Raw genomic sequence first — 26,823 nt, 5'->3', positions numbered from 1 at the left:
ATTTTCTTTAAATCTGGAAAATGAATGTAAAAAAAGAAAAAAAAATGGCATACGATAGTTTTAATGTTTTAAAAGCAACTTGTGTCCCACTTCCTTTGGAAAACGTGGACACAGACCAGATCATTCCTGCTCGTTTTTTGAAAGCAACAAAAAGAGAAGGCTTTGGAGACAACCTATTTAGAGACTGGAGATACAATGGAGACGATTCTCCAAAAGTAGATTTCGTACTTAACAATACAACCTATACTGACAACGGCACACCAAGAAAAATTCTTGTGGCAGGCCGTAATTTTGGTTCTGGCTCTAGTAGAGAGCATGCCGCTTGGGCTATTTACGATTATGGTTTTCGTTGTGTAATCTCAAGTTTTTTTGCAGATATTTTCAAAGGAAACTCCCTGAATATTGGAATACTTCCTGTTACGGTTAGTCCAGAGTTTTTGGATAAAATTTTTACAGCAATCGAAGCTAATCCAAATGCTGAAGTTGAGGTAGATTTGCCGAATCAAAAAGTTACGCTAGTTGCCACTGGCGAGTCAGAAGGTTTTGATATCAACGGATACAAAAAACACAATATGTTGAATGGATTTGATGATATTGACTACCTACAATCTATGAAATCTGAGATTGCTGAATTCAGTCAAAAGCAGACCTCATAAAAATTTATTGAAAAATGAATACTTTCTTTCTTTTAAATTTTACACGATTTATTGCTGCTTCAATGGTCGTGATATATCATGGAATATGTTTGAATCAGGAAGTATTCCCATTTGCAACGAATTTTTTCAAACCTTTTTTTATAAAAGGAAATTTCGCCGTCTTATATTTTTTTTTACTTTCTGGGATAATAATGTCTGTTTCAAACGATTCAAAAAATATCAAAGCTAAGCAGTTTTATATTAATCGTTTTGCTAGGATATATCCAACTTATGTTTTAGGTATATTTTTAGTACTAATTTTTCCTTTTGTATCTAGGTTTTTAGATATTATTAACTTTGATAGTCAAATTTCTATTTTTGGAATTGTAAAACTTAGTTTGATTGAATTTTTTCAAATTTTTAAGAGTAATTTAAAAGGGATTATATTGAACATATTTCTGATTCAAGCATGGACAGTTAAATATTTTTATTCTGTTTCACCTCAAAATTGGTCATTATCAGTTGAAATATTTTTCTATTTTCTTTTCCCTATATATTTTAAATATTTCTGTTATTATAAAAAAGAAAAAATTTTATTCTTTTCTATTTTTCTATTTCTATCTATTTGTTTTTTAAGAGGATACCTAATGGTCTATCACTTTGAAATTGGTACACTTATTTATGATAGGCCTTTAGGTTTTTTGCATATTTTTATTTTTGGTAATGGATTGGGCTGGTGGTTGAAAAATACTTCTTCTGCAGATTGGGTATATTTCAGAAACATTCTTTGTACATTTTTTTTCATTTTATTGGGGATGTATTTGGTAAAAGCCCAAGGGTTCTTAGGACAAACATTAATATTGGAAACGGTAGGGTTTAGTTTAATTATTGTTTCAATCTTAACATTGAAAAATCTACAATTGATTAATTTATTAAAATGGAAATGGTCAATATTATTGGGTAATATAAGTTATTCAATTTATATTTTTCATAGTCAAATTGCCCTCTATGTTTCTTTTATTTTCAAAAAATATTATTTTCTAGAATCAACATTGTTTTATATATCATTTCTAATCGTCCTAATATTTTCATTTATTCACTATCAATATATTGAAATAAAAGCGACTAGATATTTGAAAGACAAATTGACCAAATTTTATTACAAAAAAATCACAAATGAGACACATTGAAATAATGGATACCACGCTTCGGGATGGAGAACAAACCAGCGGGGTGTCATTTTCGGTATCAGAAAAACTTACCATCGCCCAGCTACTTTTGCAAGAAGTAAAAGTAGATAGGATAGAAGTGGCTTCGGCTCGTGTTTCTGATGGTGAGCTTAAGGCAGTTAAAGCAATAACCTCTTGGGCTGCAGAGAATGGTTTTTTAGAAAAGATTGAAGTCCTTACATTTGTCGACGGTACTGCCTCTATTGATTGGATGTTAGCTTCAGGTGCCAAAGTGATGAATTTACTGACCAAAGGTTCATTAAATCATCTTACCCACCAACTCAGCAAAACACCAGAGCAGCATTTTGAAGAAATTGCTGAAGTAATAGCTAAAGCTATTGAAAACCATCTTATTGTAAATGTTTATCTTGAAGACTGGAGCAATGGCATGAAAACCTCGCCAGAGTACATATTTCAATTTCTCGATTTTTTGACGAAACAACCAGTTAAGCGAATTCTATTTCCAGATACCTTAGGTGTACTTACGCCTAATGAGACCTATACTTTTCTGAAATCAATTATTGATAAATATCCAAATATTCATTTCGATTTTCATGCTCACAATGACTACGATCTCAGTACGGCCAATGTAATGGAAGGTCTGCGTGCAGGTGTAAGAGGTTTGCACCTGACAGTAAATGGAATGGGTGAGCGAACAGGAAATGCTCCTTTGGCTAGTGCAATTGCCGTAATAAATGATTTCATGCCGGAGTATACCACTTCAGTTGTGGAAAAATCATTGTATTCAATTAGTAAAATTGTTGAGACATTTTCAGGCCTTAGAATACCAGCAAATAAGCCAATAGTTGGTGAAAATGTTTTTACGCAAACTGCTGGAATTCACGCTGATGGAGATAAGAAGAATAATTTGTATGTGAGTACTTTAAGTCCAGAAAGGTTTGGAAGAAGAACGAAATATGCCTTAGGTAAGACTTCTGGTAAAGCAAATATTGAGAAAAACCTTCAAGAATTGGGCATAAAACTCAATGACATTGACTTGAAAAAAGTCACTCAAAAAATCATAGAGCTTGGCGATAGAAAAGAAAATGTCACAAAAGAAGATTTGCCTTATATCATATCTGATGTTTTGGATACAAGTGCGGTATCAGAAAATGTAAAAATATTGAATTACGTATTGACACATTCTAAAAACCTGCAACCTTCATCTACTTTACAAGTGCAAATAGGGGAGGAGGTTTTTCAAGAAAATGCCCAAGGCGATGGACAATATGATGCATTTATGAATGCTTTGAAAAAGATTTACGTCAAAAAAGGAAAAGAATTACCACAATTGACTGATTATTCGGTAAGGATTCCTCCTGGTGGCAAAACCGATGCTTTGTGTGAAACTATCATCACATGGAGTATCAACGGCAAAGACGTGAAAACCAGAGGACTTGATTCTGACCAAACAGTATCAGCCATAGAAGCGACACGTAAGATGCTAAATATTATATAAAATTTTAAACAGTAAATTATAGTTTTAGAAAAAGCTTAAACTTTTTCGAACTAATTTTTTTGAAAATAAACATGAAAAAACACATTTTAGTTGTACCAGGAGATGGTATTGGCCAAGAAGTTACCGTAGTTGGTAAAAAAGTTTTAGAGAAAATAGCCGAAAAATTTGGCCATGAGTTTACTTACGATGAAGCACTTATGGGCCATGTGGCTATAGAAGCCACAGGAGATCCATTGCCTGCTGAGTCATTAGAGAAAATGCGTAATTCTGATGCAATTCTTTTTGGAGCAGTTGGTCATGCAAAATACGACAATGATCCACACGCAAAAGTAAGACCTGAGCAAGGACTTTTGAAAATGCGTAAGGAATTGGGTCTTTTTGCCAATCTTCGTCCTATCAAATTGTTCGATGAGCTTTTGGGAGCTTCTAGCATCAAGCCGGAAATATTGAAAGGAGCTGATATTCTTTTCTTTAGAGAGCTAACAGGAGATGTATATTTTGGTGAAAGAGGACGCTTAAATGATGGAACTACAGCATATGATACCATGATTTATAGCAAATATGAAGTTGAGCGTATCGCTCGTAAAGCATTTGAGGCTGCTATGACCAGAGGTAAAAAATTAATGTCTGTAGATAAAGCGAATGTATTAGAATCTTCAAGACTTTGGAGAGAGACTGTGCTTGAAGTAGCTCAAGAATATCCAGAAGTTGAACTAGAGCACCAATTTATCGATGCTGCGGCTATGCTTTTAATCAAAGATCCAAAACGTTTCGATGTAGTAGTGACTGGAAATATCTTTGGAGATATTCTTACTGACGAAGCTTCTCAAATAGCAGGCTCTATGGGAATGTTGGCATCTGCATCTGTTGGCGAAAGTACAGGAGTATACGAGCCAATTCATGGTTCGGGTCATGATATTGCTGGCAAAGGCGTTGCAAATCCAATGGCGTCTGTATTGTCTGCGGCGTTGTTGTTAGATATTTCTTTTGGCATGAAAGAAGAATCTGAGGCAGTTATAGCAGCAATCGACGGTGTATTGAAAGCTGGATGGAGAACAAGAGATATTGCAGATGCATCTACACCTGCGGATAAAATTTTAGGCACTGACGCAATTGGAAAAGAGATTTTGGATAGGATTTAATTTGATTGAAATCTAAAAACAAAAAAGGATGCCTAATTTTAGACATCCTTTTTTTATACATATTGTTTCTATATTATCTAAAGGCCATTTACCGTCACAATTTCCACATCAAACATCAAAGGTGTATAAGGGGGAATACTAGAATTGCCGTTGCTTCCGTAGCCAATAGATGAAGGAAATATGAGTTTTGCTTTTTCTCCTTTTCTTAATTTTGCTATTCCTTCCGAAAATCCGCCGATAGCTGAAGAAGAGCCAATTACGATTCCAAAAGATCCACTATCAAAACTTTTTTCGTTCAAAAACATACCATTATATTTTACAGTAACATTGTCGCCAATTACTAGCGTATCATTTGCCGTAGGCTCATTTGTTCTTATAAACCTTAAACCACTGGCCGTTTTTTCAGTCACATTTAAGCCTTTCTTCCTGATATAATTATCTATTCTTTCATCCTCAGAGAGTAAATCAACCAATTCTATTTCAGCTATCAATATTTGATACTTATTGATTCCTACTGGAGGATTATCATAATATGCCTGATAAGAAGGGATTAAGAATTTGCCTTTTTCACCTTCTTTCAAAGTTAAAAGTGCATATTTAAATCCGTCAAATACCGAAGTAGTATAAAAATTAAATTGTAAAGAATCAGCCAAAGTCCTTGAATCAATTACTGAGCCTTCTAGGGTTTTAATAGTATATACAATTAAAAAATCGTAAGCAGCAGATGCTTCCAAACCCGTCGGATTTGACTTTGATAAATTATAGTAAATACCAGATGTACCTAATTTGGTTAGAGTTAAATTATTCGTTTGGCCGTATTCTAAAATTTTAACTTCTTCATCTTTTGTCAATTGATCTAGGTCATTCTCAACGAATTTTCCAAGACAAGAAGACAGTAAAATACCAGATATTAATAAAACCGCTAACCTTTTTAAATAGAACATTTTTTTAAATTTATTTAATTCCAAATACCACAATCAAAAATTTACTTCTTTTTGATATCGTTCAAAGTTATATCAAAAACCAAAGGCGTGTTAGGAGCTATCGGTCCACCACCTTGCTCACCATATGCTAATGGAGAAGGTATAATAAACGTACTCTTACCGCCTTTTTTCATTGTTTTCAGAGCAACTTCCCAGCCTGGAATAACTCTGCTTTCGCCCAAAGGCACCTCAAATGGTTGTCCATTAGATTGGTCAAATATTTTACCATCCATAAACTTACCTACATATTCTACTACTACGACTTCTCCGTTCACCGGCGTTGCCCCAGTTCCAACATTATTTTCAACATAATATATTCCCTCAGTAGTTTTTTGAGCATTTTTCATGCTTTTCGCTACGAATTCTTCAATAATTTTAGGTTCGTTAGCTTTTTTATCTGCCAATTCTTTTTCAAAGTCTGCTCTAGTCTGCACTTTGTGCATTTTAACTATAAATTTCAAATCACTTCCTTTCGTAATACCAGGAGCCAAAGGTTGATTCATTAGTTTAAACAATGAGTCTGCGTTTACTAATACCGTTGTACTATCTCCTTCTCCAATATGATAAAGTGCGTTTTCAAAAGACCCTTTGAAAGCTCCTTTTTGTATAGGAACAGTAAAAGACTGTCCTTCTTTATAAGAATCCTTTATTGTCGAGTCTGCGGCTGTTTTTATTACCAAGTCAAAAGATATAATATCTCCATCTTTACCTAATTTACCAGATTTCCCTTTTTCGTGAATCAACAACCTATCCCCGTTTTCGGTAGTTGTAACTTTGAATTTATCACAAGAAACCAACCCCAAAACGGTTAGAATTGTCAAAACGCTAAATGTAAACTTCATTTGTTTGTATTTTATGATTATTAAATTGTTAATTTGGTTGTAAAACTAATTGAGTTTTTAAATAAGGCAGCAAAGTTAAGAATTTTTGGACGGTTTCCTCTAAGGACAAATTAGATCTTCCGCCTGCTGCATTTTTGTGTCCTCCGCCTTCAAAATAATCTCTGGCTAGGTCTGCAACTGAGAAGTCTTTAATAGATCGAAAAGAAATTTTTATTATTCCTTCTTTTTCTATAAAAATTGCAGACATCACAGCTCCTTTTATAGATAATCCATAGTTTACTATACCTTCTGTATCGCCACTTCTTGAGTTAAATTTCTGTAATTCTTTTTCAGTAACACTGATATAACAAACGCCATATTCCGGCAAAAATGTCATTTTTTTGATTAAAATATATCCTAAAAATTGAAGTTTTTCGAAAGGGTTATTATCGAAAAGATTTCGATGTATTACTGATGGCACAACTCCTGCCGCTAGTAATTGGCTTGCTATGAGATGAACTTCAGGCGAAGTAGCATCAAATTTAAACGAACCAGTATCTGTTAGCAGGCCAGTGTATAGGCAAGTAGCCACATCAATATTTATCAAATTTCCATGACCAAGCTTGTGAATCATCTGAAAAACCAATTCGCAAGTAGATGAAGCATGTTGATTCCAAAACATTAAATCTCCAAATGATTCTGGCTGTTCGTGGTGATCAATGATAATCTTCTTGGCTTTTGAATTCAAAACATTGTCTTTCATGTCTTTCATTCTAGATCCTGAAGAAAAATCACAACAAAAAATAAGGTCAGCATTTTCAATTAATTCGTTTGCTGTAGCTTTATTTTTATTATCAAAAACAACTATATGCTCTATGCCAGGCATCCAAGCTAAAAAATCAGCATAGTCAGTCGGGCTAATAAAGGTTACATTTTCGAAAGAAAATTGTTTCAAATACCCCCAAAGTCCAAGGCCAGAACCAAAGGCATCACCATCAGGGTTTTGATGGCTTGTAATGACAATGTTTTTTGCTTTACCAATCCAATCTTTGTATAAATCCAGTTTCTCTTTGCTATCCGTAAAAAACTCTATCATATTATTTTTCAATTCGTTCGCAATTTACGAAGCTATTTCTTTATAACTCTTAAATGCTTCATTTTTTAGAAATTACCTTACAAAGCTAAAATTTGCTATTTTTGTAAAAAAAACAAACTAACATGTCAAGTAATAGAACATATTCGATGATAAAACCACATGCAGTGGCTGATAATCACGTAGGAGGAATTTTGAAAATGATAGAAGAGGGAGGATTTAGAATAGTAGCACTTAAAAAACTCCAAATGACGGCTAGTCAAGCTGGCGAATTTTATAATGTACATGCTGAGAGACCTTTTTATGGTGAGTTATGCGAAATGATGTCAGAAGGACCTATCGTTGCCATGATTCTTGAGAAAGAAAATGCAGTTTTGGATTTCAGAACATTGATTGGTTCTACAGACCCTGCCGAAGCAGCTGAAGGTACTGTAAGAAAAGCATATGCTAAATCAAAAAGTGAAAATGCCGTTCATGGTTCGGATTCTGACGAAAATGCAGCAATTGAGAGTTCATTTTTCTTTTCGGGAATAGAGAGATTTTAAAATTTCCAAAAATTAATATTTTAAGGCATCAATTTTCTGATGCCTTTTTTTGTTTAAAATATATTATCGGCTTCATTTTCAAAATATGCATTTCAAAAGATTCCTTTTTATAATATTTATTTGCCTTCTTAATATTTCATGTGGTGATTCTATTTCAAAAAAAGAATACAAATCGCCAGAAGAACTCTGGCCTGATCTTTTTGAAGATGTGATGGCATGTGATTGTATTACGGATCCTAAAATATTTGCAGATGCTGTTCCTAAATCCAATGCAAAAGAAATTTTGCTCAGGTATAATAAAGAAAAAACAGGAAAAGGGTTTAATGTTAAAGTGTTTTTAGACCAAAACTTTGCTTTGCCAGATTACGATAAAAATACGTCCTCTTCAAAATTGCCTTTTAACGATTTCGTAGATTCTTCTTTTTATACCTTAATCAGAAAACCACAAGATGATGGAGGTTCTTTGATACCAACCCGGAAGGAATATTTTGCTGGAGGGGGGAAATTTAACGAGTTTAATTATTTTAGAAGTCTGTTTCAAGTAGAAGCCCTTATAAAACTTGGAAATGATACTTTGGCAGCAGATTTAGCAACAAATTGTGCACAATTTATTCAAGACTTCTCTTACGTTCCTTCAGGTAATCGCTCTTATTATTTAGGTAGAAGCAATCCACCTGTTTTATCAAAAATGGTGGATGTGTTATCAAAAAAGGATCCAAAAGTTTTACAAGCTTTTGCCTCGCATCTTACCAAAGAGTATCAATATTGGATGTCAGCGTTAGATAAAGAGCAGGCTTCAAAGCAAGCGGAAGCTAAAAAGTCTGGTAAATTAGGTTATACAAATGTAGTATTTCTTTCAGGAGATAACGTTTTGAATAGGTATAATGACGAAAAAAATGGACTTGGGCCCGACAAGTATTACCTTGATATAAAGGTTAAATCGGATTCTGTAATTTTAAATAACAAAAGGCTTATTGATGAGTCTGAATGGAGAAATGAAACACGATGGAGCAGTGAAGACAAATTGAAGGCATCAGAAATGCTGCCAGTAGACCTAAATGCTTGGTTGTATTATTTGGAAGTTACCTTAAGTAGAATTTACACTTCAAGCGGACAAAAAGAATATGCTAAAAGTTTCGAAAATTTAGCTCAAAAAAGGAAGGTTTTGTTTAATGAATATTTTTGGAACGAAGAAAAAGGCTTTTATTTCGATTATAATTTTTCAAAAAAACGACAAAGCGAGGTTTATACTTTAGCTGGTATTTTGCCACTTTATGTTGGATTGGCAGATGTTCATAAAGCTGAAAAAGTTAGCGAAAATATTAGTAATAAATTTTTAAAACCTGGAGGCTTGTTAAACACTTTCGGTGGCAATAATGAAGGCTCGGCGGAATATCAGTATTTAGCAATTAAAGCTTTACAAGAATATAAAAAAGAACATTTGGCGGAGGAAATCGCAAAAAGATGGCTAAATACAAATGAAGTATTTTATAAGGATAATGGTAAAATTCAAAACACATACGATGTAGTGGGACTAAAACAAAAAAACTCCCAAACCGAAAGAATTGATGGGAGTTTAAGTATTTTATTATTGCTAAGAGCCAAATAGTTTTATCTTAAGTCAACAACATCTACACCAGGGTATTTTGATTTGTCGAAATTGAATATTGCATCAGTAGCAGGTACATTAGGCACAAACTTGTCTATTCTAAACACTGTTTTTTTGCCTGATTTGTCCCAAACTTTCCAAGTTTTAATGCTTTTGTCTTTTTTGTTTACTGTTATTTGAATCTTAGCTACATTTGATTTTCCAGAAATAGGAGATAACTCAACTACATCATAGGTAGCGTTCGTTTCTTTAAATATATACTTGTATCCTTTTTTATAAATCGTATATATTTTTGTTGGAGAAAAGTCATTATCATCATTTGGGTCAAAATCAGATATGTTTACTTCATTTGTTTCTTTTACGTAAGTATATAGGTCTTTACCGTTATTAAAAATCTCCTGACCGGCTGTTTTAAGTTTAAACTTATTTCCTTTTACAGTTACATTTCCCGTAAAAACGTTGGTAAGCTTTGCATTTGCACCTTCCACGCCATAAGTAAAGTTTGCATTGAAAGTTTTCAAAGCTTTATACTTTGCACTCATAGCATCTAAAATTGCCTCAGCTTTTTTGTCTTGGGCTTTTATCCCAAAACTTAATACTAGAGCAATAATTAATAATATTCCCTTTTTCATATTCATAATATTTATAGCTTAGACTTCTTAAAATCTAAATAGTTTAAACTAAAAACCCCATTTTGATTAACTACGTTGCAAATTTCGCAAAATTTCTTCTAAATGCTCCATATCTTTTATCAAAACTTCTCTAGCTTTGCTTCCCTCAAATTGTCCAACTATTCCAGCACCTTCCAATTGATCAATAATTCTACCAGCTCTATTATAACCTAACTTCATTTTTCTTTGTATCAATGAAGTGCTCCCTTGTTGGTGAATTACCAAAAGTCTTGCTGCATCATCAAACAAAGGATCTAATTCGCGAGGATCAAAATCTAAAGCATCTGGCTCATCGTCTCCGTAAAATTCGGGCAGCATATAAGCGGATTCGAAAGCCCTTTGTTCACCAATATATTCACAGATACTTTCAACTTCAGGCGTATCGACAAACGGACACTGTATTCGGATAATTTCAGAACCAGTCGAAAGCAACATGTCACCGTTTCCGACCAATTGTTCCGCTCCGCCTGTATCCATAATAGTGCGGGAATCCACCTTTGCTGTCACTTTGAATGATAATCGAGCAGGGAAGTTGGCTTTTATCAAACCAGTAATTACGTTTACTGAAGGACGCTGGGTGGCAACTATTAAGTGAATTCCGATTGCTCTGGCCAACTGTGCTAGTCTCGCTATCGGTTGCTCCACTTCTTTACCAGCTGTCATCATCAAGTCTGCTAATTCGTCAATAACCAAAACGATATAAGGCAAAAACTTGTGTCCTTTTTCTGGATTCAGCTTGCGTTTGATAAACTTCGCATTGTACTCTTTTATGTTTCTAACCCCACCGTCTTTCAACAAATTATAGCGGTTGTCCATTTCTATACAAAGAGAGTTCAAAGTATTAATTACTTTTTTGGTATCCGTAATTATTGCCTCTTCAGCATTTGGCAACATAGCCAAAAAGTGACGTTCTATTTTATTAAAGAGTGTTAACTCTACTTTTTTAGGGTCAACCAGTATAAATTTAACTTCAGAAGGGTGTTTTTTATAAAGCAAAGAAGTCAAAATCACATTTAATCCTACTGATTTACCTTGTCCAGTTGCTCCAGCCATCAACAAGTGCGGCATTTTGGCTAAATCCGTAATAAAGATTTCATTTGAAATAGTTTTTCCAAGAATGATCGGCAATTCATAGCCAGATTTTTGGAATTTTTCTGAAGCTAAAACCGATTTTATTGAAACCATTTCTCGGTTTTTATTCGGTACTTCAATACCAATGGTTCCCTTTCCAGGCATTGGGGCAATAATCCGTATTCCTAATGCAGCCAAGTTCAAGGCAATATCGTCTTCTAAGTTTTTGATTTTCGAAATCCTCACACCGGCCTCTGGTACTATTTCGTATAAAGTAACCGTAGGCCCTATAGTCGCTTTGATAGATGCAATACCTATGGCAAAGTTATTGATAGTCTCGACAATTTTGTTTTTGTTTGCCTCTAGTTCTTCATTGCTTACTTTCGGGCCATTATTGCCATATTCTTGTAATAAACTTAATGGCGGATATTTATAATTGGAGAGGTCAAGTTTTGGGTCATATTCGCCAAACTCTGCTAAAAGGCCATCAGTATCTTCTTCTAATTTGCTAAAAAAGTCTTCTCTTTTCGGGTCTACTTTACCTATAGCATCTTCAGGTGCTTCTACCGTAAATGCGATATTGGCTCCCTTAAAAGGCTCTTTTGGCAATGAGGAAGGCTCAAAAGCTACTTCTTTTTCTAAACTAATATTTTTATTAGTATCTGCCTTTTTACTTATATCAACAACCTCTTGTTCAGTTTTGATGATTTTTTTAACCCAAGCATTGGACTCTTCTATTTCTTCCTCACTTTCATCCTCTGTGTCATATGTAAATCTTCGCTTTTTAGGGAAATATCTGCTTAACACATAATCATCAATTTTAGTAAATCCATGAAAAAATATTAACCAAATAAATAATGCCAAAAATATCACCAAAATAGCACCATAACCAAACATAGCAAACAAAAACTCATTGGTACTATACCCTAAATTTCCAGTAAGGCTGAGTGTTTTAAGTTTGAAAACGTAGACAAAATAACCCAAAAATACAGAAATGAAAAAAAGATAAAAAACAGACCCAATTGTGAATCTGTTAAGATTCAAGCGAAACAAATCTTCCTTAAATACCAATCGAAAACCAGAAAGGAATACTATGGGAATAAGTAAAAATGCAGATATTCCAAACCAAATATAAATAAACCAATGGGCAATATTTGCCCCAAACCAACCCAGCATATTTTGCGTTTTTTTACCACTTTGGTTTAAAGTAGCATCCATGCTTTGCTGTAAAATATCTTGATCTGAGGTACCAGTGAATATATACGATATGAAAGATATTAGCAGAAATGCAGAAAGCATTATTAGAAATACTCCAGACAAAAAAGAAAATTGTCCATCTTGAGGAACAAAAGACCCTGTAATATTTGGAATAGTACGCTTTTCAGAAGGCTTTACAGCTTTCTTTTTGGCTCGGAAAGAATTAGACATCGTAGTATTTTTATGGGAAAGCAATTGTTCACAAAATTAAAAAAATTAAACGAACAAATGCTAAGCTTCCATTTCTTTTTGGATAAAAAATTATTTAAAAATAATCAATTTTATGGAAAATGCACAAGCTGTCCGTCTTTTTAAATTCTTATAATCAATTGATTAGTTTCTTTTTTTGTTAAAGTAATGGTAATAGTTTTATAGCTTTAAGAAAGAAAAAATGTATTGGGAACTAATTTTTGGTTTTTTTTAAATTTAAAGCCCGAAAGGCTTATGAATAGAATTATTAATTTTTTTTATTAAAACAGATTATCTAATTTTAGCTTACAATATTCAACCTTTACAATGAAAAAAATATTATCCGTCCTTATTTTTGGAGGCCTCCTTATCATTCCAAATTTTATAAATGCCCAAAAAAAGCCTCTTGTGGTTTTTGTTTGTGGCGATCATGAATACAGCGGAGAAGAGACCTTGCCATTTATAGCTAAAGAACTTGAGAAAAATTATAATATTAAAGCAAAGGTTTTAAAGGCTTATCCCAATCAAAATGCAGAAAAAAATATTCCTGGCTTAGAAATATTAAAAGAGGCAGACTTAGCTGTTTTTTATTTACGGTGGAGACAACTGCCTGAAGACCAACTAGCCTTGATAGACGAATACTTAAAGTCAGGCAAACCAATAATTGGTTTCAGAACCTCCACTCATGCATTTAACTTCCCGAAAGGTCACCCTTCAGAGCGTTGGAATGCATTCGGCGAATTTGCTCTTAATGGCCCTCCAGGATGGGGAGGGAAGGCAGGCCACACGCATTATGGTCACAAAAGCACTACCGACGTTTCAGTTATTAATAGTGCCAAAAAACATCCAATTTTGAAAGGCGTTGCTCCAAGTTTCCATGTAAACTCTTGGCTATACCATGTTTTGCCTGATTTTCCAACCAAAGGCTCTGAGTGGTTGCTGATGGGTAAGTCTGTAAATCCTGACAAAGCTGCAGTTGATAATCCTGTTGCTTGGGTTGGTACAAACTCTTTTGGTGCTAAGGTTTTTACAACAACCATTGGTCATCCAGAAGATTTCAGTGTGGAGGCATTTCAACGCTTGGTAATAAACGCCATTCACTGGGAGTTAGGACTAAAAGTGCCTAAAAAATGGAAAGGAAAAATAGACATTAATGTACCTTACAGAGGTATGGTAAACTAAAAAAATAAGATGAAATCTAAAATAGGTTTTTTAATAATCACGTTAATTTTTTCGGGTTTTATTTCTAGCAGTTTTTTGACAGAAGAACCTCAGTTTTTGAAAATTTCAGAAAACGCCCACATTTCGTTGATTGGGAATGATTTAGGCTCAAGAATGATGAACTACGGTCATTTTGAAAAGGAATTGTATTTGAGAAATCCCTCAAAAAATGTAGTAGTTAGAAATATGTGTGACGGTGGAGATACCCCAGGTTTTCGTCCCCATGCTTCACGTTTTTCTCCTTGGGCTTTTCCCGGTGCGGAGAAATTCCAAACTGAATTAGCAACCAATTCGGGAAGTGAAGGTCATTTTGAAAACCCCGACCAATGGCTTACGAGATTGCAAACTGATATCATTATTGCATTTTTTGGATATAGCGAGTCTTTTTCTGGTCCTGAAGGTTTAGAGAATTTTAAAGCAGAATTAGAAGCATTTATAAAACATACCCAAAGCCAATTGTATAATGGAAAACAAGCTCCACAGCTGGCCTTGGTTTCTCCTATTGCATTTGAAGATGTATCCGACAAAATGGATTTACCAAACGGAAAAAAAGAGAATGAAAATCTTTGGTTGTATACACAGGCAATGCGTCAGGTTGCCAAAAGCAATAATGTTTTGTTTCTAGATGTTTTTTCGACTTCTAAAAAATGGTTCGATGAAACCAATGAGCCTTTAACAATAGATGGGTTTCAGTTAAACAATGCAGGATACCAAAAATTAGGAATTCTTTTAAACGATGCAATATTTGGTCAGGTATCAAATATAAAAAGAGAGCACGAGCAATTGGTCTTAGATGCCGTTTTAGAAAAAAACTGGATGTGGCACAATGATTACAAAATCCCAAATGGCGTGCATGTTTATGGAAGAAGATACAATCCATTCGGGCCAGATAATTATCCAGCAGAAATTGAGAAAATCAGACAAATGACTGCCATAAGAGATGCCGCAATATGGGAGGCCGTTTCAAAAGGCACTAAAATGGATATAAAAACCCAGGATGAAAAAACCCGAGTATTGCCACCCGTTACAACAAATTTTAACCCGGAACAGAATGGTAGTCTAGAATATCTTTATGGGCAAAATGCCTTGAATAAATTGAAAGTTCCAGATGGCTACAAAATCGAGTTGTTTGCTTCTGAGGTTGAATTTCCAGATTTAGCAAATCCTGTCCAAATGTCTTTTGACAACAAAGGTCGTCTTTGGGTAGCAGTTATGCCTAGTTATCCTCATTATAAACCCGGAGATGCCAGGCCAAATGATAAATTACTGATTTTAGAAGACACTAATAACGATGGGAAAGCTGATAAGCAGACGATTTTTGTAGAAGGACTACATTTGCCATTGGGATTTGAATTTGCACCAGAAGGGGTTTACGTTTCACAAGGAACAAATCTTAAATTATTTACAGATACCAATGGTGACGACAAAGCTGATAAGATGGAAATCATTCTTAGTGGTTATGATGATCATGATACGCATCATAACAGCAGTGCATTCTGTGCCGACCCATCTGGTGCAATCTATTCTGGCGAAGGCGTGTTTTTGCATACAAATGTAGAAACGCCCTACGGAACAGTTAGGGCAACCAATGGTGGATTTTATAGATATTCACCACAGTTACATAAATTGGAAAGAACCGCTCAATTAGCCATTCCAAATCCTTGGGGAATTGCTTTTGACGAATGGGGGCAGCCGTTTTTTGCCGAGACTTCAAGTCCGGATGTGAGATGGATGATGCCAGGAACGGTACTTCCGAGATATGGTGAAGCTACCCACAAAAGCGTTCAATTGATTGAAAAGGACCAAATGGTTAGACCAACGTCTGGCTTGGAGTTTGTATCGAGCAGACATTTCCCTGATGAGGTTCAAGGAGATTTGTTAATTAATAATACTATAGGTTTCTTGGGAATGAAACAGCACAAGATATGGGATGAGGGAACAGGTTACAAAACCAAATTTCGTCAAGACTTGGTGTCTAGCGAAGACAGAAACTTCAGACCTGTAGATATGGAGTTTGCACCGGATGGATCATTGTACTTAATTGATTGGCACAATATTCTCATCGGTCACATGCAGCACAATGCCCGTGATCCGCTTCGTGACCATGTGCATGGGAGAATTTACCGAATTACCTATCCATCTAGGCCACTGGTAGTACCTGCAAAAATAGATGGTGCTAGTATTGAAACACTTTTAGAAAATTTAAAATTACCAGAATACCGAACCAGATACCGTACCAGAAGAGAACTAAGAGCAAGAAATGCTTCTGAGGTGCTCAGTGCTATAAAAAAATGGGAAAACACTTTAGATAAAAAAGATGCTAGATATGAGCATCATCTGCTTGAGGCACTTTGGGTTACTTGGGGGCTAGATAAAGTAGATCAAGAGTTGTTAAAAAAGCTACTTAAAGCCCAAGACTATCATGTAAGAGCTGCAGCTGTGGAGGTTTTAAGATTTACAGGTCATCAAGTTAAAGACCAAGCCGCTTTGTTGATGCAAATGGTTAAAGATGAAAACACCAGAGTTCGATTAGATGCTATAGTGGCCTCATCATGGATAGGAAAGGAAAAAGGTTTACCTATTTTGGCAGAAGCCAAGAAAAAACCTTTGGACGATTGGATGATTCATGCTTTTGAAACGGCAGAGGCACATTTGAATGGGGTAGAAGTGAAGAAGCAAAAAGAAATTTATAGTACTACCAATATTAAGGGCAAGGACTTGGAGTTGTTTACACTGGGAAGAGAGATTTTTTCTAAAGAAGGATATTGTATTACTTGCCACCAAGCCGATGGGCAAGGGCTTTCAGCATCTGGTTTTCCTCCATTAGCTGGCACAAAATGGGTAACTGGAAGTGAAGAGAGAATGATTAAAATTGTATTGAAAGGATTGATGGGAGAAATAGACGTAAATGGCAAAAAATATCCAGGTCAAGTACCTATGACACCTTATGGAGGGCTTTTAACGGATAAAGAAGTTGCAGCAGTTCTAACCTATGTCAGAAATTCGTTTGGAAACCAAGCACCCGCGGTTTCACCCGAAAAAGTGAAACAGGTAAGGGCAAAAACAGCCGCAAAGAAAGATTTTTACAATACCTCTAAATTATTAAAAGAGCATCCTTTAGAAAAATGATTAAATTAAAAAATGTAGTATTAATTATAGTTTTAGTTTCCGGTTTATCATGCGGGAATAAGCAAAAAGAAAGCCTCCCTGAGGAGCCACAAATAGAAAAATACATCGCAGACAATAATTTAAAAATCACGGAAAAGTCCCAAAGTGGATTGCGATTTGTTCTGGTGGAAGCCAACCCTTCTGGAAAGCTTCTTAAAAAAGGGCAGTCTGTAAAAGTAAAGTATTCCGGGCATTTATTGTCCGGAAAGTCATTTGATGAAGGATCATTTAATTTTATTTTAGGAATAGGTCAGGTTGTACCTGGCTTTGATGAGGGAATTGCAAAATTGAAGGTGGGTGAAAAAGGAATATTAATTTTTCCTTCCAGTTTGGGTTATGGTTCGGGCGGTGGAGGCCCGATTCCACCGAATTCACCCTTGGTTTTTGATATTGAAGTTTTGGCTGCTCATGAGTAAAAAATGAATTTACCTAAATTTTAATATCTTTGCCCACAGAATAAATTATTAGAATGCCCTTCCAGAAAGATTCGAAAGAACTTAAAAGAAAATCCATCAAATCTTTAACAGGAATTCGGTTTTTTGCTGCATTTTATGTTTTGCTGTTTCACAGCGGCTTAAGTTTTGCAACAAAAGCAGGTTTAAATGACAAAATCATCAATTTTTTAAGCCACGGATACTTAGGTGTTGGTCTCTTTTTTATTTTATCTGGTTTTATTTTAGCTTATAATTATCCAGAAATTCATTTTAATAAGTCGTTTTTATTCAAGTTTTATAAGGCAAGGTTTTCACGTTTATACCCCGTATATTTTTTAGCACTTTTATTGGTATTGCCTTTTGTATATCAAAGCCTTGATTTACATTCCATAGCCTCGGTTCTTACGATGACCCAGTCGTGGACTTTAAAAAACACCGGTATGGGCTATGCCTGGCTATTTCAGGCATGGACACTTTCTGTAGAGTTTTTCTTCTATTTAATTTTCCCTTTTATCTGGAATTATATCAACAAACGTTCTCTTAAAAATGTATATATGCTTACCTTTTTGGTAGGTATAGCCATTGTTTATTTCGCTACACCAATACTAGCACCTGGTGAAGTTGTAAAAATCGGTCTTGAAGCTTACCAATTGCCATTACCCATTTTACGGGCATTTGAATTCATTTTTGGCCTTTTGTTGTGCCGAATTTATATTCTAACTCAGTCTGTTTTCCTAGGAAAATCTGGTATGGTTTCTTTAAATATTGTTTTGATTTTAATGATTTTGTCTTTTTCAAACAATATCTATTTATTAAGTTTAGCTATCGTTTTGGTAGGTGTTTTAATATTTCAAATTGCATCTGAAAGTTCACCAATAAGTAAGTTTTTGGGATCAAATACACTCGTTTTACTTGGTGGAGCTAGTTATTCAATATACCTTTTGCAGGTTCCAATCCGTGAATATTCGAAACTGGTTTTTGGAAGCACCCTTGATAAATTCATAAGTCCAATCGTACTGATTTATGTATCAATTATGATTTTTAAATATTACGAAGAGCCCGTTAGAAAATGGATTTTAAAAAAATAAATTTTAAAACTTAAAGACTTTTAATCTTAATATTTCGAAAAGAAACGCCTTTTGACCAATCTTGTAAGGCTATGTGGCCTTTGGTTGATTTGCCATAATCCGAAAAAGTTTTAAAACCGCTTTTCGCTACCATTTCTTGCCATTCTGGGGTTTTTAGGTCTTGCTCAGCAGTTTGTACCCCATTTAACCAAAAGCTTACTTTTCCATTTTCTTGTAGTATTCTAGCATCATTCCATTGTCCGGCAGGTTTATAAGTAGCCGCATTTAAAGTTGATTTGAAACCATATAAACATCCAGCCCAATGAGTGGTGTCGTTTAAATATTCTTTATGAATCCCAAGATTATCTAATAATTGTAACTCAGGACCAGTGGTCCATGCCCTAGGATATTGCTCAGCTTCTTGCACATTTATAAAAACACCAGAATTTCCTGCCTCAGATATTTTCCAATCAAATTTTAAATCAAAGTTTTCATAAGTAACATTGGAAAGTAGATCACCATGCTCTACTTCAAAAGTATCTGGATTACATAACAATTCGTCATCTTTTACTATCCATGCCGAAGGTGTATTTCCTCTATTATACAAATGCCAGCCTTCTGTAGTTTTTCCGTCAAATAATAATTTCCATCCCTCTGAGATTTCGTTTTCAGATAGTGTATTTACAGGTGTAGGCTTATCTTGACAAGATAAAAAAGCTAAAGAAATGGCTAAAAAAAGGAATAGAATTGAGACATTTTTCATTGTACTTATTATTTTTTAATTAAGGCGTATATTTATATTAATAGGATTTTATCCTCTCAAATGATAGGCTTTAGGCTGTGTAAATGCTCTCAAACCTGCGTGCGAAAGCGTGGCACCAAAGCCTGAGTGTTTTCTTCCACTCCAAGGTAAAGCTGCAGAAACCCTGTCGCAACAGTTCCAATAAGCACTGCCTGCATTCAATTTTGGCAATATCTCATTGGCTCTTTCTTTCGAATCTGCATAAACTGAAGCAGTTAAACCGTAGCTTGTATCATTCATAAGATTTATTGCCTCGGCGTCTGACGACACTTTCATGATTCCGATAATGGGTCCAAAAGATTCTTCTTGCATCACCAACATTTGGTTGTTGACATTTGTCAAAACCGTTGGCTCAAAATAATTTCCTTTTTTATCGATGCGTTTGCCACCTGTTAGCAATTTTGCACCTTTTTCGAGGGCATCTTTTACCTGATTTTCCAATACTTTGATTTGGTCTTCACGTGTTATCGCTGCAATGTAAACACCCTCTTGACTTGGCTCGCCTATTGTCCATGAATTTACCTCATTTATAAAAGACTCAACATAAGCATCGTACACTTTTTCATGTACATAAATCCTTTCGACGGCACAGCAGCTTTGTCCATTATTATAAAATGCCCCATCGGCGGTTCCTATTGCAACATTTTTTATATCAGCAATATCATCAGTAACATAAAGCGGGTCTTTGCCGCCTAATTCCAATTGGCAAGGCACCATTTTAGACGCTACTTTTTGGTATATATAATCGCCCGTTTTGTAAGATCCTGTGAAGTAATATCCATCTAAAGGCATTTCTAAAAGCATATTTCCCACCTCTCCTTTTCCGATGGCAATCTCAAAAGTATTTTCTGGAAGGCCCGCTTTTAAAAGCATTTCTTCGATTTTTAAACCTGTTAAAGTCGCAAATTCTGATGGTTTATAAAAAACACCATTTCCTGCCAAAAGTGCTGGAACTATCACATTGATTCCTACCAAATACGGATAATTCCAAGCCGAAATATTGCAAACGATACCCAAAGGCTCATAAACGATTTTTTCTGTCATTCCAGGTGTTTCTGACATGATTTCATCGCTCAAATATTTTTCGGCATTTGCTAAAAGCCAAGCGATTCTGGTTCTGGCACCATTTATTTCATTTTTGGCTTGATTAAGTGGTTTTCCTACCTCTGAACTTAATATTGATGCTAATTCATCAATATTTGACGCTAACAAATCGCTAAATTTTTGAATAATAGCCATCCTATTTAACAAAGAAATCATTTTCCAGCTGTTTTGGGCTGAACTAAGTTTTTCGAATTTTAGATGTAAACTTTCTTGACTATCTGTTGGAACTTCGGTAATAAGATTCCCATTTGCAGGATTAAATATTGACAATGACATGATTTGAATATAGTTTTGATGCTGCTAAAAATGCTTCTTTTATGTTTTTTGTAAGTGGACTTTCTTTGTCAGGTATTCTTTCAGGATGCCACTGAACAGCCATTAAAAATTGATTTTCTGGATTTATCAATTCTATTGCCTCTATTAACCCTTGCTCATCATGTGCACCAATTTTAAGACCTAGTCCTAGTTTATCTATTACTTGATGGTGGGCACTATTGCATATACCTGAATCTAGTTTTACAATTTTATTTAACATTGAATCTTTCACAAGTTCAACCTTGTGGCATTTGTCTTTACTTTCTTCTTCTTTATGGGCTTTACATCCTTCTGGCCCAATATCCAACACCAAGGTTCCGTCGAAAAATATATTAAATAGTTGTAAACCTCTGCATATTCCTAAAATTGGGATCTTTTTTTCTAAACAAATTGATAGTACTTCAAATTCATACTTATCTCTTTGGTACGAAAAATCAGAAGGGGAATTGGGGTAGGACCCTTCAAAGTCAGGAATAAAGTTATTGGGGTGAATATCAATGCCCCCTGTAAAAAGTACCCCATCGCAAATAGATATTTCCTCAAGATTATATTTTTCGTATGATAATTCAACCAATTCAATCTCTTCACCACTGTCTAATATCCATTTTGGATAATTATGCCCTTTAGTTTCGGTTTGCGTTATGCCTATTTTCAGTGCCATTTTTATAGAGCCTCTAAGTACAAATTTTTGAAGTCTTCTCTACTTACCGGTTTTGGATTGTTGGGATGGGCAAAATCTGCCAAAGCCAATTCAGCCAACGTTTCGATATGTTTTGGTTTTACGCCCACAGCCGACAGTTTATGGGGAATATTGATGTCAGAGTTTAATTCAAACAAATGCTTGATGACAGACTCTGGAGAGGTATCATTCAAATCAAAAGATTGTGCCATTCTTGTAAACCGAGCTTCGTTGCCAGCAAGGTTAAATTTCATACCATAAGGCAAGTTCACGGCATTGGCCAATCCATGGTGAGTATCTAGCAAAGAAGACATAGGATGGGCCAATGAATGTACCACTCCAAGGCCTTTCTGAAACGCAATGGCACCCATCATAGAGCCCATCAACATATTACTTCTTGCCTCCACATCTGGGTTTTTAGTAGCTTTTACAATCGATTCATTAATTAATCGCATGCCTTCTAAAGCTATTCCATCACAAAGTGGATGAAAGTTTTTAGCCAAATAGGCTTCCATATTATGTGTCAATGCGTCCATTCCTGTTGCTGCTGTAATAAAATCAGGCAGTTCGATAGTCAACATCGGATCGGCAAATACAATTTTTGCCAATAATTTTGGAGCAAATAATATTTTCTTTTGATGGGTTTCATCGTCGGCAATTATAGCACTTCGACCCACCTCGCTGCCAGTGCCGGCAGTGGTAGGTATGGTAATAAAATGAGGCACATCGTTGGTTACATAAACATCACCACCAATCAAATCATCATATTTAAATAAATCTTCTCTGTGATTGATACGCAATAAAATCGCTCTTGCTACATCTAAGGCAGCACCTCCGCCTATTCCGACAATACAATCTCTTTCTGTAGCATCATACGCCTCAGTTCCGGCATATACATCAGATTTTACGGGATTTTTATGAATATTTGAAAACACTTCAGTCGAAATTCCTGCTACCGAGAGGTCATTGAGTATTTCTTTAAAAAATGACAATTCCTTTACAGTATTATCAGTAACAATTAATGGTTTCGACAAATCATTTTTCTTTAAGTATACTGCCAACTCTTTCACTACGCCAGCACCAAATCGGATAGTTGTAGGAAAATTAAACTGTGAAATCATAGTTTAGTTTTATATTAAATTATTTCAAAATATCTTTTTAACTCCCAATCAGTAACTTTTTTCGAGAATTCTCTCCACTCCCATTCCCTAGTTTGTGCAAAATGATTAACAAATGATTCACCCAAAAGTTCGTTTGCAATCTTAGACTCCTTCATTTTATGGGTAGCATCAATTAAATTTTTTGATAACCTTCCGTTGCTTTCATCGGTATAACCATTTCCAATTGTTGCGGGCTGTTTTAATTCCAAATTATGCTTAATACCATACAAGCCAGCAGACAAGCATGCCGCAATGGCCAAATATGGGTTGGTATCAGCACCTACCACACGGGTTTCTAACCTGCAAGATTTATTTCCTCCTGTCAATGCTCTTAAAGCCACCGTTCGGTTGTCAACACCCCAAGTAAGTGTAGTCGGTGCCCAAGCCCCTTCTACTAGTCTTTTGTAGGAATTTATAGTAGGAGCAATCAAAGGAAGTATTTCGGGTAAACAAAGCAACTGACCTGCTACAAAACTCTTCATCAAAGGACTCATATTATTTAAATCATTGGCATCAAAGAAGAGATTGTTTTTACCTTCAGCATCCCAAATGCTTTGGTGCACATGTCCTCCGCAGCCGGGTAGGTCTTCGTTAATTTTTGCCATAAAAGTCGCCATAATTCCATGTTTATAGGCAATTTCTTTGATGGCCGTTTTAAACAAAATAGCTCTATCGGCAGCTTCCAAGGTTGGTCCATATTGAATAGCCGCTTCATAAACGCCGGGTCCAGTTTCGGTATGTAAACCTTCAATTGGCACATCGAAAGCTTTTAGATTATCAAAAATGGCAGAAAAGAAATCGTTACGTTGCGAACTTCTTAAAATAGAGTACCCAAACATTCCAGGTGTAAGCGGCTTTAAACTTTGAAAGTTTTTGTCTGCTGCACTTTGCGGTGTTTCTTCAAAATTAAACCATTCGAATTCCTGAGAAACCAAAGGTTTGTAACCCATTTCTTTGGCTTGATTTTCTATTCTTTTGAGCAATTGTCTCGGACAAACATGATTTTCGCTTCCTTCAATCATTTCACCTAAAAAAAACGGCACATCATTTTCCCAAGGAATTTTACGGAAAGTATTTAAATCTATTTGGGTATTTGCATCCGGATACCCAGAATGCCAGCCAGTGTAATTTGTATTGTCATAAGCAACATCGGCCATGTCCCAGCCAAAAATCACATTACAAAATCCAAATGAATTATTGATTATGGACATGAATTTTTCGGTCGAAATATATTTACCTCTTAAAACACCATCAATATCAGCAACGGCAATTTTAACTCGGCCACTTGGATGGTTTTTAACATATTCTATAATTTCATTTTCAGACATAAAACGCAATTTTGAAAATTATTTAGCTCAATATTTTTTATAAAAGTATCTAAAAAGAATAAATGAAAACAGAATTACGCCAAAAAACAAAGCTGCCAAAACCAGATTAAAATAAATCATGGAAATTAGGCAAACTATTCCGATAATTAATGCTAAAATTGGTAAGATTGGATAAAAAGGAACCCTAAAAGGTCTTTCTAAATTAGGCTCGCTATTTCTTAATTTTATTAAAGACAACATCGAAATAATATATAAAACCAAAGCTCCAAAAACGGCTATCGTTATAATCTCCCCTGTTTTCCCCGATACCAAAGCTATGAGTCCTAATGCCATATTTATAAGCAAAGCAAACATCGGTGTTTTGAATTTTGGACTTACTTCTCCTAAAATTTTGGGAGCATAACCCAACTTTCCAAACTCCATTGTGGCCCTACCCGAAGCCAGAATCAATCCGTGAAAAGAAGCAACCAATCCGAATATACCTATACTGATTAGTAAATGATACATTATAGAGTCTTTGCTTACCACCAAAGCCATGGCCAATGGCAAAGGCGAATCTGAAACAGAGCCATCGGCGTTAAAAACTATTTTCTCCCATCCTCCAACACCCACAGAGGCTAAAAATACCAAAATACATAAAGCAGCAAGGGTCAATATAGCAGATCCAAACCCCTTTAAAATGTCTTTTTGAGGATTTTTGGTTTCCTCGGCCACATTAGCAACCCCCTCGATACCTAGAAAAAACCAAATAGCAAAAGGCAATGCTGCAAAAGCCCCGGCCCAACCATCTACAGAAGCCTTTTGTGTAAATTGAGTAGTCGAAAAATGGGGCAATGTAATTCCCGCAAAAAGCAATAATTCAAAAACTGCCAGAACTGTAACGAACAACTCAAAAGTTGCAGCAGCCTTTACCCCATAAATATTTAATCCAGTAAATATCAAATAGACCGTAAATGCAGCCCCAAAAACTGGAATATTTGGAAATGAAAGGTTGAGATAAGTTCCGATGGCAATGGCAATGGCAGGAGGAGCGAAGACAAACTCGATAATTTGTGCCAAGCCAGTTATAAAACCCAGATTTTTGCCGAAAGCTCGATTTGCATAATCAAATCCTCCTCCTGCTTTGGGTATGGCACAGGCCAGTTCGGTATATGAAAAACTAAAACAAACATACATCACAATCACCAAAAAAGTGGCCGCAGCCATCCCAAAAACGCCTCCCTTTTCTAGGCCGAGATTCCAACCAAAGTACATGCCCGAAATCACGTAACCCACGCCTAAACCCCAAAGCAAAAGTGGTGACAAAGTCTTTTTTAGTTTTTGATCCATCCAATTTCTGATTTATATGTATCTTTAAAATTTTACAAAATTGCTTTAAAATAATCGCTCTTTAAACCAATTGATTCTAAATTGAGACCCATTTTAATTGCACTACAATCCACATTCATAGGCCCCAATTTATGATTTTTTGCAACCATTACGCCAGTTTCAGATTTTGTCCAATTTTCCCAAGTGGCTTTTACACCACCTATTGGAATAATTTTTACCCACATTTTAAATGATTCTGGGATATTTTGGTCATCCAAAAACCATAAATAAGAATCTCCCGGTGTAACACCGCCCGAACTGTAGCTGACCAACAAGGCTTTTTTATTGTCTTCAGTATTTACAATGCTTCGACTTACCCCCTCATCAAAGACTTTGAATGGGGCTATCAGCCAATAGGAATCATTGCAAAAATAAGCGTAGGCTTTGCCTCTTAAGACATCTAATTGTTTGTCTGTAATTTCGACACCTTTGTCAAAGGCTTTACCTTTTGGCCAATCACCCAGGTTTAATAAAACTTCTTTGTCATCCCATTTTACTGCTACCAAATTATTTTTTTTGTCCCAAACATAAGAATGAAGGCCTTTAAAAGTCCAACTTAGAACATTGGTTGAGTCCCAAGCAGGTTTATTTAATGCTACCAGCATTTTTTGTGCAAGTTCATCACCTTCTTTTGGGTTTTCGCCTATGGGAAGTTTTTCATTGAAAATAAAATATGAAATGATCCCCACTAAAAACACCAAACCTATAAAGACTGCTAAAATTTTAAGAAGTTTTTTCATTTTTGTAAATAATTAAGAATAAATCTTAATAAAAGAACGTGAGCTTAAATATTGTCTTTGTCCATCCATTTTTTGCTGTATTCAGGATTAAAATTGCTCATTTTGTTTAATAATGAATCAATATTTTCATCGAAAACTAGTAAATTTCTATTTTCTTTTTTCAAAAAACCCTCATCAACCATAAAATCCATTTGGGCTAGCAAATGGTCATAAAAACCGTTGACATTTAAAATTCCGACTGGTTTTTTATGTAAACCTAATTGTCCCCATGTTAATATTTCAAACAATTCATCCATACTTCCAAATCCTCCCGGCAAAGTTATTACTCCATCGCAAAGCTCTTCCATTTTCGATTTTCTTTGGTGCATAGTTTCTACAATTATCATTTCTGACAATTCCGTGCTCGCAACTTCCATTTTTACCAAAAAATCAGGCATTACGCCAATGGCATATCCTCCATTTTTCATAACCGTTCTTGATATTTCACCCATTAAACCCCTATTTCCGCCACCATAAACAAGTTTAATATTTCTTTTTACCAATTCCAAGCCTAAACTTATAGCGGCATTTTTATAAATTTCATTTTTACCCATATTCGAGCCGCAATAGACCAAAATAGATTTCATAGCAGATGTTTGTTGATTTTAGAATGGTTTTTAAACACAAAAAAAAGGTTTTTTCTTTGAAAACAAATTTTGGCTTTTTTTTTGATTATATCTAATTTAAATAGTTT

At 35.1% G+C, this 26,823-nt stretch carries 23 protein-coding genes; 10 read left to right on the top strand and 13 right to left on the bottom strand.

What is annotated here, in order from left to right:
• The first annotated feature begins 44 nt into the window (after positions 1 to 44).
• From leuD to leuB, 4 genes are all read left to right on the top strand, one after another.
• On the top strand, positions 45 to 656 hold the full coding sequence (gene leuD / locus EGI22_RS07870; RefSeq protein WP_255067576.1) for a 3-isopropylmalate dehydratase small subunit: 612 nt from the start codon (positions 45 to 47) through the stop codon (positions 654 to 656).
• Between the two features lie 14 nt (positions 657 to 670).
• Positions 671 to 1,825 carry an acyltransferase family protein gene (locus EGI22_RS24110; protein ID WP_369010868.1) on the top strand — a complete coding sequence of 385 codons (1,155 nt, stop codon included), beginning with the start codon at positions 671 to 673 and terminating at the stop codon, positions 1,823 to 1,825.
• A complete protein-coding gene (locus EGI22_RS07865; RefSeq protein WP_255067575.1) occupies positions 1,812 to 3,323 on the top strand; it encodes an alpha-isopropylmalate synthase regulatory domain-containing protein in 1,512 nt (503 codons plus the stop codon). Before EGI22_RS24110 ends, EGI22_RS07865 begins: the two co-directional genes overlap by 14 nt.
• 71 nt (positions 3,324 to 3,394) lie before the next feature.
• Complete coding sequence (leuB, locus tag EGI22_RS07860) at positions 3,395 to 4,465, top strand: 3-isopropylmalate dehydrogenase (RefSeq protein ID WP_255067574.1); 1,071 nt, start codon at positions 3,395 to 3,397, stop codon at positions 4,463 to 4,465.
• 77 nt (positions 4,466 to 4,542) lie between these two features.
• Here leuB and EGI22_RS07855 read toward each other — a convergent pair whose 3' ends face one another.
• The 3 genes from EGI22_RS07855 to EGI22_RS07845 are packed head-to-tail and all read right to left on the bottom strand — an operon-like array spanning position 4,543 to position 7,365.
• Complete coding sequence (locus tag EGI22_RS07855; protein WP_255067573.1) at positions 4,543 to 5,409, bottom strand: FKBP-type peptidyl-prolyl cis-trans isomerase; 867 nt, start codon at positions 5,407 to 5,409, stop codon at positions 4,543 to 4,545.
• 41 nt (positions 5,410 to 5,450) lie between these two features.
• On the bottom strand, positions 5,451 to 6,290 hold the full coding sequence (locus tag EGI22_RS07850; RefSeq protein ID WP_255067572.1) for an FKBP-type peptidyl-prolyl cis-trans isomerase: 840 nt from the start codon (positions 6,288 to 6,290) through the stop codon (positions 5,451 to 5,453).
• Positions 6,291 to 6,318: 28 nt separating this feature from the next.
• Positions 6,319 to 7,365: a bifunctional oligoribonuclease/PAP phosphatase NrnA gene (locus EGI22_RS07845; protein WP_255067571.1), complete on the bottom strand. Its 1,047-nt coding sequence runs from the start codon at positions 7,363 to 7,365 to the stop codon at positions 6,319 to 6,321.
• Between the two features lie 122 nt (positions 7,366 to 7,487).
• Here EGI22_RS07845 and EGI22_RS07840 point away from each other — a divergent pair, with 122 nt between their 5' ends.
• Positions 7,488 to 7,907 (top strand): nucleoside-diphosphate kinase, encoded by a 420-nt coding sequence (locus EGI22_RS07840; protein ID WP_255067570.1) that lies wholly within the window; start codon positions 7,488 to 7,490, stop codon positions 7,905 to 7,907.
• 85 nt (positions 7,908 to 7,992) lie between these two features.
• Complete coding sequence (locus EGI22_RS07835) at positions 7,993 to 9,516, top strand: trehalase family glycosidase (protein WP_255067569.1); 1,524 nt, start codon at positions 7,993 to 7,995, stop codon at positions 9,514 to 9,516.
• A 2-nt stretch (positions 9,517 to 9,518) separates the two neighbouring features.
• Here EGI22_RS07835 and EGI22_RS07830 read toward each other — a convergent pair whose 3' ends face one another.
• Together EGI22_RS07830 and EGI22_RS07825 are read right to left on the bottom strand one after the other, a co-directional pair.
• Positions 9,519 to 10,148 carry an outer membrane lipoprotein carrier protein LolA gene (locus tag EGI22_RS07830; RefSeq protein ID WP_255067568.1) on the bottom strand — a complete coding sequence of 210 codons (630 nt, stop codon included), beginning with the start codon at positions 10,146 to 10,148 and terminating at the stop codon, positions 9,519 to 9,521.
• Positions 10,149 to 10,214: 66 nt separating this feature from the next.
• Entirely contained in the window at positions 10,215 to 12,686 is a 2,472-nt protein-coding gene (locus tag EGI22_RS07825) for a DNA translocase FtsK (RefSeq protein ID WP_255067567.1), read from the bottom strand.
• A gap of 345 nt (positions 12,687 to 13,031) precedes the next feature.
• On the opposite strand from EGI22_RS07825, the gene EGI22_RS07820 reads away from it, so the two are divergent.
• The 4 genes from EGI22_RS07820 to EGI22_RS07805 are packed head-to-tail and all read left to right on the top strand — an operon-like array spanning position 13,032 to position 18,615.
• Positions 13,032 to 13,886, top strand: a complete 855-nt coding sequence (locus tag EGI22_RS07820; RefSeq protein WP_255067566.1) for a ThuA domain-containing protein — start codon at positions 13,032 to 13,034, stop codon at positions 13,884 to 13,886.
• Between the two features lie 9 nt (positions 13,887 to 13,895).
• Positions 13,896 to 17,054: a PVC-type heme-binding CxxCH protein gene (locus tag EGI22_RS07815; RefSeq protein WP_255067565.1), complete on the top strand. Its 3,159-nt coding sequence runs from the start codon at positions 13,896 to 13,898 to the stop codon at positions 17,052 to 17,054.
• Positions 17,051 to 17,509, top strand: coding sequence for an FKBP-type peptidyl-prolyl cis-trans isomerase (locus tag EGI22_RS07810; protein WP_255067564.1), 459 nt, complete (start codon positions 17,051 to 17,053; stop codon positions 17,507 to 17,509). Before EGI22_RS07815 ends, EGI22_RS07810 begins: the two co-directional genes overlap by 4 nt.
• A 53-nt stretch (positions 17,510 to 17,562) precedes the next feature.
• Positions 17,563 to 18,615, top strand: coding sequence for an acyltransferase (locus EGI22_RS07805; protein ID WP_255067563.1), 1,053 nt, complete (start codon positions 17,563 to 17,565; stop codon positions 18,613 to 18,615).
• 10 nt (positions 18,616 to 18,625) lie between these two features.
• Here the strand turns inward: EGI22_RS07805 and EGI22_RS07800 are convergent, their stop codons facing one another.
• From EGI22_RS07800 to EGI22_RS07765, 8 genes are read right to left on the bottom strand one after another with little or no spacing between them, the layout of a single operon-like run.
• A complete protein-coding gene (locus EGI22_RS07800) occupies positions 18,626 to 19,357 on the bottom strand; it encodes a DUF1080 domain-containing protein (protein WP_255067562.1) in 732 nt (243 codons plus the stop codon).
• Between the two features lie 48 nt (positions 19,358 to 19,405).
• Entirely contained in the window at positions 19,406 to 20,776 is a 1,371-nt protein-coding gene (locus EGI22_RS07795) for an aldehyde dehydrogenase family protein (protein ID WP_255067561.1), read from the bottom strand.
• Positions 20,757 to 21,476 (bottom strand): gamma-glutamyl-gamma-aminobutyrate hydrolase family protein, encoded by a 720-nt coding sequence (locus tag EGI22_RS07790; RefSeq protein ID WP_255067560.1) that lies wholly within the window; start codon positions 21,474 to 21,476, stop codon positions 20,757 to 20,759. The genes EGI22_RS07795 and EGI22_RS07790 overlap by 20 nt, the downstream gene beginning before the upstream one ends.
• Before the next feature lie 2 nt (positions 21,477 to 21,478).
• Entirely contained in the window at positions 21,479 to 22,615 is a 1,137-nt protein-coding gene (locus tag EGI22_RS07785) for an iron-containing alcohol dehydrogenase (RefSeq protein WP_255067559.1), read from the bottom strand.
• A 14-nt stretch (positions 22,616 to 22,629) separates the two neighbouring features.
• The gene (locus EGI22_RS07780) at positions 22,630 to 23,982 is read right to left on the bottom strand and encodes a glutamine synthetase family protein (RefSeq protein WP_255067558.1); all 1,353 of its coding nucleotides are present in this window, start codon (positions 23,980 to 23,982) and stop codon (positions 22,630 to 22,632) included.
• Between the two features lie 27 nt (positions 23,983 to 24,009).
• The gene (eat, locus tag EGI22_RS07775) at positions 24,010 to 25,311 is read right to left on the bottom strand and encodes an ethanolamine permease (RefSeq protein WP_255067557.1); all 1,302 of its coding nucleotides are present in this window, start codon (positions 25,309 to 25,311) and stop codon (positions 24,010 to 24,012) included.
• Between the two features lie 32 nt (positions 25,312 to 25,343).
• Positions 25,344 to 26,090, bottom strand: a complete 747-nt coding sequence (locus tag EGI22_RS07770) for a hypothetical protein (protein ID WP_255067556.1) — start codon at positions 26,088 to 26,090, stop codon at positions 25,344 to 25,346.
• 44 nt (positions 26,091 to 26,134) lie between these two features.
• A complete protein-coding gene (locus tag EGI22_RS07765) occupies positions 26,135 to 26,716 on the bottom strand; it encodes a TIGR00730 family Rossman fold protein (protein WP_255067555.1) in 582 nt (193 codons plus the stop codon).
• Positions 26,717 to 26,823 lie beyond the last annotated feature (107 nt).

This window comes from Lacihabitans sp. LS3-19, from assembly GCF_024343575.1.
In the GTDB taxonomy this organism is placed as follows: Bacteria; Bacteroidota; Bacteroidia; order Cytophagales; family Spirosomataceae; genus Leadbetterella.
The sequence above is the reverse complement of the archived record's forward strand: the minus strand, read 5'-3'. Positions and strand labels throughout refer to the sequence as shown.

Excerpts from the sequence above, each read along its gene's own strand:
- EGI22_RS07805 (WP_255067563.1), top strand. The coding sequence starts at position 17,563 with ATGCCCTTCCAGAAAGATTCGAAAGAACTTAAAAGAAAATCCATCAAA.
- leuB (WP_255067574.1), top strand. The coding sequence starts at position 3,395 with ATGAAAAAACACATTTTAGTTGTACCAGGAGATGGTATTGGCCAAGAA.
- EGI22_RS24110 (WP_369010868.1), top strand. The coding sequence starts at position 671 with ATGAATACTTTCTTTCTTTTAAATTTTACACGATTTATTGCTGCTTCA.
- EGI22_RS07835 (WP_255067569.1), top strand. The coding sequence starts at position 7,993 with ATGCATTTCAAAAGATTCCTTTTTATAATATTTATTTGCCTTCTTAAT.
- EGI22_RS07830 (WP_255067568.1), bottom strand. The coding sequence starts at position 10,148 with ATGAAAAAGGGAATATTATTAATTATTGCTCTAGTATTAAGTTTTGGG.
- eat (WP_255067557.1), bottom strand. The coding sequence starts at position 25,311 with ATGGATCAAAAACTAAAAAAGACTTTGTCACCACTTTTGCTTTGGGGT.
- EGI22_RS07795 (WP_255067561.1), bottom strand. The coding sequence starts at position 20,776 with ATGTCATTGTCAATATTTAATCCTGCAAATGGGAATCTTATTACCGAA.
- EGI22_RS07825 (WP_255067567.1), bottom strand. The coding sequence starts at position 12,686 with ATGTCTAATTCTTTCCGAGCCAAAAAGAAAGCTGTAAAGCCTTCTGAA.
- EGI22_RS07800 (WP_255067562.1), bottom strand. The coding sequence starts at position 19,357 with ATGAAAAATGTCTCAATTCTATTCCTTTTTTTAGCCATTTCTTTAGCT.
- leuD (WP_255067576.1), top strand. The coding sequence starts at position 45 with ATGGCATACGATAGTTTTAATGTTTTAAAAGCAACTTGTGTCCCACTT.
- EGI22_RS07865 (WP_255067575.1), top strand. The coding sequence starts at position 1,812 with ATGAGACACATTGAAATAATGGATACCACGCTTCGGGATGGAGAACAA.
- EGI22_RS07785 (WP_255067559.1), bottom strand. The coding sequence starts at position 22,615 with ATGATTTCACAGTTTAATTTTCCTACAACTATCCGATTTGGTGCTGGC.
- EGI22_RS07855 (WP_255067573.1), bottom strand. The coding sequence starts at position 5,409 with ATGTTCTATTTAAAAAGGTTAGCGGTTTTATTAATATCTGGTATTTTA.
- EGI22_RS07790 (WP_255067560.1), bottom strand. The coding sequence starts at position 21,476 with ATGGCACTGAAAATAGGCATAACGCAAACCGAAACTAAAGGGCATAAT.
- EGI22_RS07770 (WP_255067556.1), bottom strand. The coding sequence starts at position 26,090 with ATGAAAAAACTTCTTAAAATTTTAGCAGTCTTTATAGGTTTGGTGTTT.
- EGI22_RS07780 (WP_255067558.1), bottom strand. The coding sequence starts at position 23,982 with ATGTCTGAAAATGAAATTATAGAATATGTTAAAAACCATCCAAGTGGC.
- EGI22_RS07850 (WP_255067572.1), bottom strand. The coding sequence starts at position 6,290 with ATGAAGTTTACATTTAGCGTTTTGACAATTCTAACCGTTTTGGGGTTG.
- EGI22_RS07820 (WP_255067566.1), top strand. The coding sequence starts at position 13,032 with ATGAAAAAAATATTATCCGTCCTTATTTTTGGAGGCCTCCTTATCATT.
- EGI22_RS07840 (WP_255067570.1), top strand. The coding sequence starts at position 7,488 with ATGTCAAGTAATAGAACATATTCGATGATAAAACCACATGCAGTGGCT.
- EGI22_RS07810 (WP_255067564.1), top strand. The coding sequence starts at position 17,051 with ATGATTAAATTAAAAAATGTAGTATTAATTATAGTTTTAGTTTCCGGT.
- EGI22_RS07815 (WP_255067565.1), top strand. The coding sequence starts at position 13,896 with ATGAAATCTAAAATAGGTTTTTTAATAATCACGTTAATTTTTTCGGGT.
- EGI22_RS07765 (WP_255067555.1), bottom strand. The coding sequence starts at position 26,716 with ATGAAATCTATTTTGGTCTATTGCGGCTCGAATATGGGTAAAAATGAA.
- EGI22_RS07845 (WP_255067571.1), bottom strand. The coding sequence starts at position 7,365 with ATGATAGAGTTTTTTACGGATAGCAAAGAGAAACTGGATTTATACAAA.